A 12,748-nucleotide genomic window follows, 5' to 3' on the forward strand; every position below is an offset into this window, starting at 1 on the left:
CGGACGTCGGGTACCTCCGGAACGGGGGTCCGGGAGGCGGGTGGCGTGGGGAGTGCGGCCGGGGCGCGTGGAACGGGCGGACATCCCGGACGAGTTGTTTGAGGCCAAACGGCATGGAGGAGTGACCCGTCCCGCAAGGGGGTCGGGGAAAGAATTTATCCATCCGGATAGCTATTGACCAGACCGCGACCGCTTCCTATCTTGTTTGAAGCCAAACGAGTCAGGGGTCGGGTCACCGCCCCCTTTGGCCGGGGCCCGGTCCGACAACGGTCGGGCCCCTCCCCTCTCCTCCTCTTCACCCCTCCCTCCCCCCGTTCCGACGCCCTCACCACCAGGAGGACCGGCCATGAAGGTCGTCGTCGACATGAACAAGTGCCAGGACCACGGCCAGTGCGTCTTCGCGGCACCCGACGTCTTCTCGATGGACGACGGCGGTCACCTGCTGTACGTCTCCGACCCCGACGACGCGCTGCGCGACGAGGTCGAGGAGGCCGCGGACGTCTGCCCGCTCCAGGCCATCCGGATCGAGGACTGACATGACCGACGGGACGAACGCACCCCCGGGGCGCGTGGTCGTCGTCGGCGCCTCCATGGCCGGCCTGCGCGCCGCCGAGCAGCTGCGCGCGGCCGGCTGGACCGGGGCGGTCACGGTCGTCGGCGACGAGCCGCACATGCCCTACAACCGCCCTCCGCTGTCCAAGGAGGTGCTGGCCGGCAAGGCGTCCTTCGACTCCCTCGCCTTCACCCCGAAGGCGTCGGCGGCGGACGTCGAGTGGCGCCTCGGCACCAGGGTTGTCGCCGCCCGTCTCGCCGAGCGGGCCGTCGACCTCGACGACGGCTCGACACTCCCGTACGACGGTCTGGTCGTCGCCACCGGAATGCGCCCCCGGCGTCTGCGTTGCCCCGGCCCGCAGGCCGGCCGGCACACCGTACGCACCCTCGCCGACGCCCAGGGCCTGCGCAACGCGCTGACCAGGCCCGGAGTCAGGGTCGTCGTGGTCGGCGCCGGTTTCATCGGCTGCGAGGTCGCCGCCACCGCCGTCGGACTCGGTGTCGCCGGGGTCACCGTCGTCGATCCGCTGCCCCTGCCCATGGTGGGACCCCTCGGCGAACTCCTCGCCCGCGCTCTGCTCCGGCGGCACGAGGAACGTGGGGTGCGCTTCGCGCTCGGCGCGTCGGTCGCCGGCTTCGAGGGTGACGACCGGGTCACCGGCGTCGTCCTCGGCGACGGTACGGTCCTGCCGGCCGACGTCGTCGTGGAGTCGGTCGGTTCCGTCGCCAACGTCGAGTGGCTGGACGGCAACGGGGTCGACCTCGGCGACGGCGTGCTCACCGACGAACGGCTCAGGGTGGGCGGGCGCCCGGAGGTCGTCGCCGTCGGCGATGTGGCCCGCTTCCCCAACGCCCGCTACGACGGCGTGCCCCGCCGGGTCGAGCACTGGTCGATCCCGACCGACACCGCGAAACACGCGGCGAAGTCGCTGACCGCTCATCTCGCGGGCAGAGAAGGGGAGTTGGCGCCGTTCGCGCCGCTTCCCACCTTCTGGAGCGACCAGCACGACTTCCGGCTCCAGTCCTTCGGGGCGCCCGTTCTCGGCATCGACGACGTGCGTGTCCTGGACGGAGACCCGGCCACCGACGTCCTCGTCGGCTACCACCGCGGTGACCGCCTCGTCGGTGTCGTCGCCCTCGGCGGACCCGCCACAGTCGCGAAGGCCGCCCGCTACCGCGCCGAACTGCTCACGCGGCCCGTCCCGGCCGTGACCGTGCCGTCCGGCCTCACCGTGCAAGGAGCATCCAAGTGACCGGCCCCCGTGGGTTCTTCCACCCCAGGACAGCGAGTGGTGCCTCGTCGCTGATCCCCTCCCCGCCCTGGCACTACTCGGGCGACCTGCTGACCGTCGAGTACCGCACGGATCCCGCGCGGGTACGTGAACTGCTGCCTCAGCCGCTGGAGTTGGCCGACGAGGATCCGGGTGCCGTCGCCCTGATCTGGGCCGACTGGCAGTCGTGCTCGGCGGCCGGGGACGAGCTGCTGGACCCCGTGCGGGGTCAGTACAAGGAGGCGTTCGCGGTCGTCCGCTGCAAGTACCGGGGCGAGACGTACTCGCGGTGCGTGTACATCTGGGTCGACAAGGACTTCGCGATCGCGCGCGGGCTGCACCAGGGGTATCCGAAGAAGTTCGGGTCGATCCATCAGACGCGTCCGCATCCCTACGGGCCCGCTCCGCGGATCGAGGCGGGGGCACGGTTCGGGGCGACCCTGGCTGCGGCGGACCGGAGGTTGGCCCAGGCCGTGGTGACGCTGCAGGAGCCTTCCTCGACGAACGGGTTCGTCAATGGGCATCCCATGGCTCATCATCGCTGGCTGCCGTCCATCGAGAGTGGCAAGGGGCTGGCTCTGGACGAACTGATCGAGACGGGCGCGGCTTCGTTCGAGGGTGGGCAGGCGTGGGTCGGGGACGCGGAGTTGGAGTTGTTCTCGGCTCCCACGGAGGAGTTGGCCCGGCTGGAGATCCGTGAGCCGATCGCCGCGTACTACCGCCAGGTCGGCGTGGTCTGGGACGGCGGGCGGTTGTTGGAGTCGGGGACTTCGGGGGTGGGTGCCTCTTGATGTGTGTGGGTTGGTGCGGGCTGTGTGTGGCTGGTCGCGCAGTTCCCCGCGCCCCTGAAAGCAGGTTGGTCCACCCCGACTTCCTTTGATTGGAGCCGCTCTGATGTTTGAAAAGACTGTTGTCGCCGGAGTTTCCGTCGACACCCGGCACTGGATCGGTGGTGAACGCGTCGCGTCCGTCGCCACCTTCACCGACACCTCGCCCATCGACGGTCGTGCTCTCGGTGAGATCGCTCGCGGCGGGCCCGCCGAGGCCGCCGCCGCCGTGGCCGCAGCGAAGGCGGCCTTCCCTGGCTGGGCCGCGACCTCGCGCACCGAACGGGCTCGCGTCCTGCACGCCGTCGCCGACGGGGTGGAGAAGCGGATCGAAGAGCTGGCGATCGTCGAGACCAACGACAACGGCGCCCTCCTCCGCTCGCACCGCCGGGGGGTGATGCCCCGGGTCGCGCACAACTTCCGCTTCTTCGCGGACTGGTTGCTGAAACTGGACCACGAGGACTTCGAGACCCGTGGTCACACCAACCATGTCTCGTGGGACCCGGCGGGCCCGAGCGTTCTGATCACCCCGTGGAACGCCCCCCTGATGCTGGCCACCTGGAAGGTCGCCCCGGCGCTCGCCGCCGGCAACACGGTGGTCCTCAAGCCGGCCGAGTGGTCCCCGCTCACCGCCTCCCTGCTGGCCGACATCGCCGCCGAGGCGGGGCTCCCCGCAGGTGTCCTCAACGTCGTGCAGGGCTACGGCTCCGAAATCGGCGACGCGCTCACCTCGCATCCGGACGTACGCCGGATCAGCTTCACCGGATCCGTGCCGACCGCCAGGCACATCGCCGCGTCCGCCGCCGCGAACCTCACCCCGCTCAGCCTCGAACTCGGCGGCAAGTCACCGCTGTTGGTGTTCGCCGACGCCGACCTGGAACTGGCCGTCGACCTCGCCGTGGAGCAGTACGACAACGCCGGACAGGTCTGTCTGGCCGCGACCCGCATCCTGGTCGAGGAGTCGATCGCCGACGAGTTCACTCGACGTTTCGTCGACAAGGCGACACGGCTGACGCAGGGCGACCCGCGCGACGAGGCCACCGACCTCGGTCCCAACATCCACGTCCGCCAGCTGGAGAAGATCGACGGATTCGTGCGGCGCGCCCTCGCCGACGGGGCCCGGGCCGTCATCGGCGGACACCGCACGGACGGGGGCAGGGACGGAGACGGGGACGGGGACGGGCACGGTCAGTACTACGCGCCCACCCTCCTCACCGAGGTCGCCCAGGACTCGGAGATCGTCCAGGAGGAGGTCTTCGGGCCGGTCCTGACCCTCCAGACCTTCGCCGACGAGGACGAAGCGGTCCGGCTGGCCAACGACACCCGGTTCGGTCTCGCCGCGACGCTCGCCACCGGTGACCCCGAACGCGCCGAACGCGTCACCGCACGGCTCGTCGCGGGCACGATCTGGGTCAACTGCTTCTTCGTACGCGACCTCCAGGCGCCCTTCGGCGGCTCCCGGCTCTCCGGCGTCGGCCGCGAGGGCGGTACCTGGAGCTTCGACTTCTACTGCGACGTCAAGAACACCGTCACCGCGCCGAACGGATGGAACAACCATGGGTGAGATCGTCGGGGCGGGCCTGCTCGCCCACGTCCCCACCATCGTCCTGCCCGAGGCCGACCGGCTCGAACTGAACGAGGGCAAGGAGATCACCCTCGTCACCGGCCTGCAGCAGCTCAGGAAGGACGTCTTCGAGCGTGACGCCGCCAACGACTACGACACCGTCGTCGTCCTCGACTCGCACTGGGCCACGACCGTCGAGTTCGTCGTCGGAGCCCAGCAGCGCAGGGCAGGCCTGTTCACCTCCGAGGAGCTGCCGCGCGGGATGTGCCGGATGCCGTACGACTATCCCGGCGACCCCGAACTCGCTCACAACATCGCCCAGTTCGCCGACAAGCACGGCACGTGGATCACCCCGATCGACGACGACCACCTGCCGGTGTACTACGCCACGATCAACCTGTGGAAGTTCCTCGGCGAGGGCCTGCCCGACAAGCGGTGGGTGACCATCGGGGTCTGCCAGACCGGTGACATGGAGGACCATCTGCGCCTCGGGCGAGCGCTCGCCGACGGTATCGCCGCCACCCCGGGGCGCCGGGTCCTCGTCATCGCCTCCGGTGCTCTCTCGCACACCTTCTGGCCGCTGCGCCAGATCCGCGACCACGAGGCCAGCGATCCGGTCCACATCTTCACGCCGGAGGCCCGAGCCGCGGACGAGGAGCGCATCGCCTGGTTCAAGGAGGGCCGTCACGACCGAGTCCTCGACACGATGCCCGAGTTCTGGAAGTACAAGCCCGAGGCGAAGTTCTTCCACTATCTGATGCTGGCCGGCGCCCTCGGCGAGCAGGCCTGCACCGCACCCGCCCGCCAGTACGGCGAGTACGAGAACTCCGTCGGCACCGGCCAGGTCCACCTCTGGTTCGACCGACCCGCAGAGGGCTGGACCGCCCCCCGAACCCCCGTACAGGAGCCCTGACATGCCCGAATACCGTCGCATTCTGCTGGACGGCGCCACCGTCCAGGTCCTCGTCGAGGGTGACGAAGTCGTGGCCGGGGACGGCCGCCGGGTCAAGATCGAGGAGGCGCGGCACCTGCCTCCCGTCGTGCCCTCCAAGGTCATCGCCGTGCACCTCAACCACCGCAGCCGGGTGGACGAGTTCCAGATCCGACTCACCTCCACCCCCACCTACTTCCACAAGCCGACCTCCTCCCTCAACTCCCACAAGGGCGCGGTCGTCCGCCCCGAGGGCTGCAGGTGGCTCAACTACGAGGGCGAGGTCGCCATCGTCATCGGGCGGACCGCGCGGAACATCTCGCAGGCCGAGGTGGGGGAGTACATCGCCGGATACACGGTCGCCAACGACTACGGCCTGCACGACTTCCGTGACACCGACGCCGGCTCGATGCTCCGCGTGAAGGGCTCCGACACGCTCTGCCCGCTCGGCCCCGGGCTGGTCACCGACTGGGACTTTCACGGCAAGTACCTGCGCACGTATGTCAACGGCGAGGTCGTACAGGACGGTTCGACGGACGAGATGGAGTGGGACATGCACTACCTCGTCGCCGACATCGCCCGCACCATCACCCTCCACCCCGGCGATGTGCTGCTCTCCGGTACGCCCGCCAACTCCCGGCCCGTCCAGCCCGGTGACGTCGTAGAGGTCGAGGTCGAGGGGCTCGGACGGCTGACGAACCACATCGTCACCGGGCCCACCCCGATCCGGACCGACGTCGGCGCGCAGCCCACCGAGTCCGAGGAGGTGCTGTCCACCGCGCTCGGCGGTGACTGGGAGTTCCGCGGCATCCGGGCGCCACGGCGTTGACCATGGTCACGGGTAGGGTCACGGGCATGACCGAGCCCGCCGCCCCGCGCCGCCCCCGCAAGCGCGTGACCTACGGAGCCGGCCGCGAGGCCCTGCTGAACGCCGCCGTACGCGTGGTGGCCCGCGGCGGGCTCCGCAAGCTCACGTACCGGGCGGTGGCCGAGGAGGCCGGTGTCACCCACGGGCTCGTCGTGCACCACTTCGGCTCGCGCGACGCGCTGATCGAGGAGGCCCTCACCCACGCCATCCGCTCCTCCCTGACCAGCAGCGACCTCGAACCCGGTACGGGCAGCGCGGACGACTTCTCGGCCGGGCTGACGGAGATGGTGGAGAGCGGCCCCGAGCTGCAGGCGTTCCAGTACGAACTGCTCCTGGAGTCCCGCCGCAGGCCCGAGCTGCTCACCCACCTGCGGGCCCTGTACAACGACGAGTACTTCGAGGCCACCCGGCGCGAGCTGGCCCAGATGCTGCCCGGCCCGGTCGGCGAGGGCCTCTCCCGGATGGTCTTCGCCACGCTGGAGGGCCTGGTCCTGCACCAGCTCGTGTTCGGCGAGCGCGAGATCATCGAGGACGCCCTCGAAGAGCTGCGGGGCGTCCTGCGGCTGCTGGCCGCCCACCGGGACCGCGAGGTCTGAGCGGTCGCTGATGACGGCCGGGTAAGAAATCCCGTCCGGGCCGGATCCGCCACGCCAAACCCCTTGCCAAACGGATAGTTCCACCCCACCATGAGGCAACTCGTTTGGCCTGAAACGATTACCCCTCTTCCCCTGGCAGGTGATCCGAGTGGACAGTCAGACGGTCTCCCCAGAGCAGACCGCGCGGGACGCATCCACCGCAGGCAAGCTCAAGCCCAACGCCCTCGGCGTGCTGGGCATCCTCTTCCTCGTCCTGTCCGCCCAGGCGCCGCTCACCGGCATCGCCGGGTCGGTCCCCATCTCCGTCGCGATCGGCAACGGTCCCGGCACCGCCGGTGCCTACGTACTGGTCGGCGTGGTGACCCTGCTCTTCGCCGTCGGCTTCGTCACCATGGGCCGGCACGTCGTCGACGCGGGCGCCTTCTACACGTACATCGGCAAGGGCCTCGGGCGGACCGCCGGCGCCGGCAGCGCGGGCGTCGCGCTCTTCGCGTACTGCGCCATCCAGGCCGCCATGTACGGGCTGTACGGCGTCATCGTCAACGGCCTCGTCAGCGCCCATCTGGGTCTCGACCTGCCGTGGTGGGTGTGGTCGCTGGCCACGATGGCCCTCGTGCAACTGCTGGGCGCCACCGGCATCGACATGGGCGCCAGACTGCTGGCGGTGTTCGTCCTGGCGGAGTTCAGCATCCTGCTGGCCTTCAGCCTGGTCACCCTCTTCAAGGGCGGCGGTCCCGAAGGCCTCGGGATCTCGGAGACCTTCTCGGTGGGAGCCGTGACGCAGGGCGCGCCGGGCGTGGCCGTGATGTTCGCCCTGGCGTCGATGTTCGGCTTCGAGGCCACCGCGATCTACGGCGAGGAGGCGCGCGAACCGAAGAAGACCGTCCCGCGGGCCACCTACCTCGCGATCGTCGTGGTCGTCAGCTTCTTCGCCCTGACCTCCTGGATGCTGGTCTCCGCACACGGCGCCTCGACAGCCGTGGCGGCGGCGGGCAAGGCGCTGGAGAGCGGTGACTCGACCGTGTTCGTCTTCGCCCCGATCGCCACCCTTTTCGGCGACTGGGTCAACGACGTCCTGCCGATCCTGCTGGCCACCTCGCTCTTCGCCGGTCTCCTCACCTTCCACAACTCGGCCAACCGCTATCTGTTCTCGCTGGGCCGCGACGGACTGCTCCCCGGCAGCCTCTGCACACTCAACAACCGCCGTTCGCCGTGGGTGGCCGGCTGCGTACAGACCGCCGTCGCGGTGGCCCTCGTCGTGCCCTTCGCCCTGGCCGGCAAGGACCCCGTGCTGACGCTCTTCTCCTGGTTCAGCGGGGTCGCCGTGCTCGGGATGATGCTCCTGTACCTGCTGACCTCGGTGTCCGTGGTCGTCTTCTTCCGCCGGGAGCGTCTCGACACGCGCCTGTGGAACACGCTGATCGCCCCGGCACTGGCCACGGTCGCCGTCGCGGCGGCCGTCTGGCTGATCCTCGACAACTTCACCACCCTCATCGGCGGCGACAGCGACACCGCCCTGTGGCTGGAGCTGACCGTCCCCGCCGTCATGGCCCTCGGTCTCGTCGCCGCCCGGCTGACCCGCCCGCGCGTACCGGCCGCCGACGCCTGACCCGGCCGCCCATCCGCCTCCGGAGCGGCATACCCGGCTCCGGAGGCGGGTGGGCGCGTCCCCCGCCCCCTTCCTTCCCGCACATCCATCCGTTTCGGAGGCCCGCATGTCGCCTGTCACCCACGACGAGTGGCTCCGCCGAGCCAAGGCGCCGGCGGTGTACGGCGCACACCACATCGACGGCCGCGACGAACCCGGTGGCGGCGCCACCTTCGCCGTCGTCTCCCCACGCGACGGCCGGACACTGGCCGAGGTCGCCGACGGCGGGCCCGCGGAGGTGGACGCCGCCGTGGCCGCAGCGCGGCGGGCCTTCGACACCGGCCCCTGGCCGCGCCTGGCGCCCGCCGAACGGGGCCGGGTCCTGCTGCGGCTAGCCGAACTCCTCGAAGAACAGCGCGAGTCGCTCGCCCTGACGGTGACCCTGGAGATGGGCAAGCCGATCACGGACGCGCACGACATCGAACTGCGCGCCGCCATCAACACCTTCCGCTGGTACGGGCAGTTGGCGGACAAACTCACCGACGAGTCCCCGCACACCGCCCCCGACGCGCTCGCCCTCGTCACCCGCGAACCGGCCGGTGTCGTCGGAGCGGTCGTCCCCTGGAACTTCCCCCTCACGCTGGCCGGCTGGAAGGTCGCCCCGGCGCTCGCCGCCGGCTGCACCGTCGTCCTCAAGCCGTCGGAGAACTCCCCGCTGTCCGCGTTGCGACTCGGCCGGCTCGCCACCGAGGCCGGGTTGCCCCCAGGTGTCCTCAACGTCGTCGCCGGGGACGGTCCGGGGGCCGGGCGGGCGCTCGGGCTCCACCCGGACGTCGACGTACTGGCGTTCACCGGCTCCACGGCTGTGGGGCGCCACTTCCTGCGTTACGCCGCCGACTCCAACCTCAAGCGCGTCTGGCTGGAGCTGGGCGGCAAGTCGCCCAACATCATCCTCCCCGACGCCCCCGACCTGGAGAAGGCCGCGGCCACCGCGGCCTGGGGCATCTTCTTCAACCAGGGTGAGATGTGCACCGCGCCCTCGCGACTCCTGGTCCACTCCTCCGTCGCCGAGCAGGTCACCGAGGCGATCGTCCGCCGGGCCCGTGAACTGCGGGTCGGGGACCCCCTCGACCCCGCCACGGAGATGGGCGCGCTGGTCGGGGAGGCCCACCTGGGCCGCGTACTCGACCACATCGGCACGGGTACGCGGGAGGGCGCCCGGCTGCGTACCGGCGGCGCCCGCGTCCTGGAGAGCACCGGCGGCACCTACGTGGAGCCGACCGTGTTCGACCAGGTGGGCGCCGGGAGCCGCCTCGCCCGCGAGGAGATCTTCGGCCCGGTCCTGTCCGTCCTCACCTTCGACGACGTGGACCAGGCGATACGGCTGGCCAACGACACCGAGTACGGCCTCGCCGCCGGCCTGTGGACCTCGGACCTGACCACTGCCCACCAGGTCTCACGGGCGCTGAAGGCAGGCACGGTCTGGGTCAACTGCTACGAGGAGGGCGACCTGACCGTTCCGTTCGGCGGCATGAAGCAGTCGGGCAACGGCCGCGACAAGTCCGCTCACGCCCTGGAGAAGTACACCGAGCTCAAAACCACCTGGATCCAGCTGTGACCCGTAGCGCGGCCAGACCGCTCATCGCGATCCCGGCCCGCTTCTCCGCCACCACCTCCGCGCTGCGGTACGCCGCCGAGGTCAACGCCCGCGCCCTGGTCGAGGCCGTCTGGCGGGCGGGCGGCGAACCGGCGACGATCCATCCCGCGCCCGGCACCGCCCCCGAGGCCGCCGCCCGTCTCGCCCGCTTCGACGGCGTCCTGCTCCCCGGCGGCGGCGACCTCGCCCCGCACCGCTACGGCGCCGCCGACACCCACGACACGGTGTACGACGTCGACGACCTGCAGGACACCTTCGACCTCCAAATCGCGTGCGGCGCCCTGGAGTCGGGCGTCCCGCTGCTCGCGATCTGCCGCGGCCTGCAGGTCGTCAACGTCGCACTGGGCGGCACCCTGCACCAGGACATGGGCGGACCCGAGCGCGAACACCGGCACCTCGTGCACCCCGTGACGATCCGTCAGGGTTCGCTGCTGGCAGAGGTGTCCGGCGCCGAGAAGGCGGAGGTGTCCTGTTATCACCATCAGCACGTCGACCGCCCGGGCACCGGCCTCCAAGCCAGTGCGACAGCGGCCGACGGCACGATCGAGGCACTCGAACTCCCCGACAGCCGGGCCTGGTTCACGGCCGTGCAGTGGCACCCCGAGGACACCGCACACGAGAACCCGACCCAACAGGCCCTGTTCGACGCGCTGGTACGGGCGGCCGGGGCCGGCTGAGCCGACGGCGGCACCGGTGAGCCGCCCTGGAGCCGGAGCCCACTTCCCGGCGAGCCCCGGGAAGTGGGCTCCGCGCGGGCCGCAGCGCCGTGTGCCTCGGGAATGGGTGCCTTCCGCGCGGGCGCGGAGCCGACAGGACGCCCTCCACCGATCTGTCGCCTGCGGCCGGTCGATCAGGCTCCTGACCAGTGGTCGCGTTCCCTCTGCCGGGTCGGGCTGGTACACCGGGAGCGTTCTGACCACCGAAGCGCGAGCGGCTGAGCGATGGATCGGACGACCGTCCGCCGGCCTGCTTTGGCGCGGAGCACCCACCAGCGCCTCGACGTCCGCCTTTGCAGAGGGCGCGGGAAACGGCGAGACAGCCCCCACCGGGTGGGAGCCGAAGGGCTCCCACCCGCGTACCACCCCGCCCGGCGGAGCGGTTCAGCCCCGCTCGAAGACCACCCGCCCGTCGAACACCGTGAGGTCCACCTCGACCTCGGTGATGTCGTGCGGGTCGAGACCGAGCAGGGGGCGGTCCAGGACGCACAGGTCCGCGACCGAGCCCGGCTCGATGGTGCCCTTCCAGTCGTCCGCGAAGTCCTGCCAGGCCGGGGTGGCCGTGTAGGCACGCAGCGCCTCGGCGAGTGTCACGCACTGCTCGGGGCCGCTGGGCCGGCCGCTGGCCTTCGACTCGCGCAACAGCATCGCGGCCACCCCCTGACGCCAGTCCGGCCTGGTGATCGGTGCGTCGGAACTCGCGCACACCCGCACCCCGGCCTCGATCGCCGACCGCACCGGCCACTGGTACGCCGACCGTACGGGTCCCACGACCTCGTCCATCAGGTCGGAGATGGTCCACTTGATGGCGGGGTTCATGTTGACCCCGTATCCGTGCGCCGCCAGTTTCGCGAGGCTGTCGGGGCCGATGAAGTCGCCGTGGATGACGTAGTGCCGGGCGTCGGCGCGTGGCGCGGCGGTCTCGGCGTCGAGAAACGCGTCGACGACCGTGTCGATCGCCCGGTCGCCCGTGACATGCACGCCGAGTTGGAAACCGGCTTCGTGCGCGACCCGGATCATCTCCCGCAACTCGTCCACCTGCAGCGCGGGCGTGGCCCCGTGCACACACAGCGCGCCGTGACCGCCCTCGGGGTAGGGGTCGTTCATCCAGGCCGTACGGTTCGGCGGCACCCCGTCGGCGAAGATCTTGACGCCGATGGCGTTCAGAAGCCGGGGGTCGGCCGACGCCGGCCGGCGCAGTTCGGCGAGCCCCTTGCGTACGTCGTCGGCCGAGCCGCCCATGGGTGCCGGCAGCAGCAGCACGCTGATCCGGGCTTCCAGCTCGCCTTCCGCGGCGAGTTCGGCGTACGCCGTCCAGTTGTCGGTGCTCAGCCCGCCGAAGAAGGTCCCGGCACCGCCCGGCCCGAGACCGGGCTCGGTGTAACTGGTGATGCCGCGCGAGTGCAGCTCGCGGACGACCCCCTTGATGGCCCGGCGCCGCTCGGCGACGGTGGGGGAGGGGAGGCCGGCCTGCACGAGTGCCTGGGCGGCCTCGCGCAGGATGCCGGTGGGCTGCCCGTCCGTGCCGAGGTCGATGACACCGCCGCCCGGCGCCGTACTGTCCGCGTCGATCCCGCACGCTCGCAGCGCCGCGGTGTTGAGCCACGCCATGTGCGAGGAGAAGTCGGTCAGACAGACCGGGTGGTCCGGCGCGACCGCGTCCAGGTCCTCGCGACGCGGCAACCGCCGTGGGTCGGCGAGGCACTCCGCCAGATACCCGGGGTCCCAGCCCAGCCCGACCACCCACGCACCGGGCGGCGTCTCCCGTACCGCCCGCCGCACGACCTCGGCGATGTCGGCGATCGATCCGACGGCCGGATGGCCGACGTCGACGGCGAAGGGCGGCTTCGTCATTCCGTAGGCGGCCCCGTGCAGATGCGAGTCGTTGATGCCGGGCAGAACCGTACGTCCGTCCAGTTCGACGACGCGGGTGTCCGGGCCGGCGAGGGCGCGCACCTCGGCGTCGGTCCCGACGGCGACGATGTCCCGGCCGCGCACGGCGACGCCTTCCGCCACGGTGAAGTCGCCGTCGACGGTGAGGACCTGACCGCCGGTCAGGATCAGGGTAGGAGAGCTGTCGCTCACGCGGAAACCTCTTCCATGGAGTTCACGGTGTTGATCGAGTTGGCGGCACGACTGGTGTTGACCGAGTTCACAACCGACAGGTCGGCAGAAGGG

Annotated in this window: 11 protein-coding genes; 10 read left to right on the plus strand and 1 reads right to left on the minus strand. The window is 70.9% G+C overall.

Annotated features, from left to right (window positions below):
* Window positions 1-346: 346 nt before the first annotated feature.
* The 10 genes from PV734_RS10535 (at window position 347) to PV734_RS10580 (ending at window position 10,531) form a co-directional block, all read left to right on the plus strand.
* Window positions 347-535 carry a ferredoxin gene (locus PV734_RS10535; RefSeq protein ID WP_055535835.1) on the plus strand — a complete coding sequence of 63 codons (189 nt, stop codon included), beginning with the start codon at window positions 347-349 and terminating at the stop codon, window positions 533-535.
* A gap of 1 nt (window position 536) precedes the next feature.
* On the plus strand, window positions 537-1,805 hold the full coding sequence (locus PV734_RS10540) for an NAD(P)/FAD-dependent oxidoreductase (protein ID WP_319289322.1): 1,269 nt from the start codon (window positions 537-539) through the stop codon (window positions 1,803-1,805).
* Window positions 1,802-2,614 carry an acetoacetate decarboxylase family protein gene (locus PV734_RS10545; RefSeq protein ID WP_319289323.1) on the plus strand — a complete coding sequence of 271 codons (813 nt, stop codon included), beginning with the start codon at window positions 1,802-1,804 and terminating at the stop codon, window positions 2,612-2,614. Before PV734_RS10540 ends, PV734_RS10545 begins: the two co-directional genes overlap by 4 nt.
* A gap of 103 nt (window positions 2,615-2,717) precedes the next feature.
* A complete protein-coding gene (locus tag PV734_RS10550; RefSeq protein ID WP_319289324.1) occupies window positions 2,718-4,214 on the plus strand; it encodes an aldehyde dehydrogenase in 1,497 nt (498 codons plus the stop codon).
* A complete protein-coding gene (locus PV734_RS10555; RefSeq protein ID WP_319090782.1) occupies window positions 4,207-5,127 on the plus strand; it encodes a 3,4-dihydroxyphenylacetate 2,3-dioxygenase in 921 nt (306 codons plus the stop codon). Before PV734_RS10550 ends, PV734_RS10555 begins: the two co-directional genes overlap by 8 nt.
* Window position 5,128: 1 nt before the next feature.
* Window positions 5,129-5,974 carry a fumarylacetoacetate hydrolase family protein gene (locus PV734_RS10560; protein ID WP_319090781.1) on the plus strand — a complete coding sequence of 282 codons (846 nt, stop codon included), beginning with the start codon at window positions 5,129-5,131 and terminating at the stop codon, window positions 5,972-5,974.
* Between the two features lie 26 nt (window positions 5,975-6,000).
* Window positions 6,001-6,609 (plus strand): TetR/AcrR family transcriptional regulator, encoded by a 609-nt coding sequence (locus tag PV734_RS10565; protein WP_319090780.1) that lies wholly within the window; start codon window positions 6,001-6,003, stop codon window positions 6,607-6,609.
* A 148-nt stretch (window positions 6,610-6,757) separates the two neighbouring features.
* Window positions 6,758-8,218, plus strand: a complete 1,461-nt coding sequence (locus PV734_RS10570) for an APC family permease (protein WP_319090779.1) — start codon at window positions 6,758-6,760, stop codon at window positions 8,216-8,218.
* Window positions 8,219-8,324: 106 nt separating this feature from the next.
* Window positions 8,325-9,815 (plus strand): aldehyde dehydrogenase, encoded by a 1,491-nt coding sequence (locus PV734_RS10575; protein WP_319090778.1) that lies wholly within the window; start codon window positions 8,325-8,327, stop codon window positions 9,813-9,815.
* A complete protein-coding gene (locus PV734_RS10580; RefSeq protein WP_319090777.1) occupies window positions 9,812-10,531 on the plus strand; it encodes a gamma-glutamyl-gamma-aminobutyrate hydrolase family protein in 720 nt (239 codons plus the stop codon). The genes PV734_RS10575 and PV734_RS10580 overlap by 4 nt, the downstream gene beginning before the upstream one ends.
* A gap of 423 nt (window positions 10,532-10,954) precedes the next feature.
* Here PV734_RS10580 and PV734_RS10585 read toward each other — a convergent pair whose 3' ends face one another.
* Window positions 10,955-12,655: an amidohydrolase gene (locus PV734_RS10585; protein WP_319289325.1), complete on the minus strand. Its 1,701-nt coding sequence runs from the start codon at window positions 12,653-12,655 to the stop codon at window positions 10,955-10,957.
* Between the last annotated feature and the right edge of the window lie 93 nt (window positions 12,656-12,748).

This window comes from Streptomyces sp. AK08-02 (assembly GCF_033795085.1).
GTDB classification, from domain to species: Bacteria; Actinomycetota; Actinomycetes; order Streptomycetales; family Streptomycetaceae; genus Streptomyces; species Streptomyces echiniscabiei.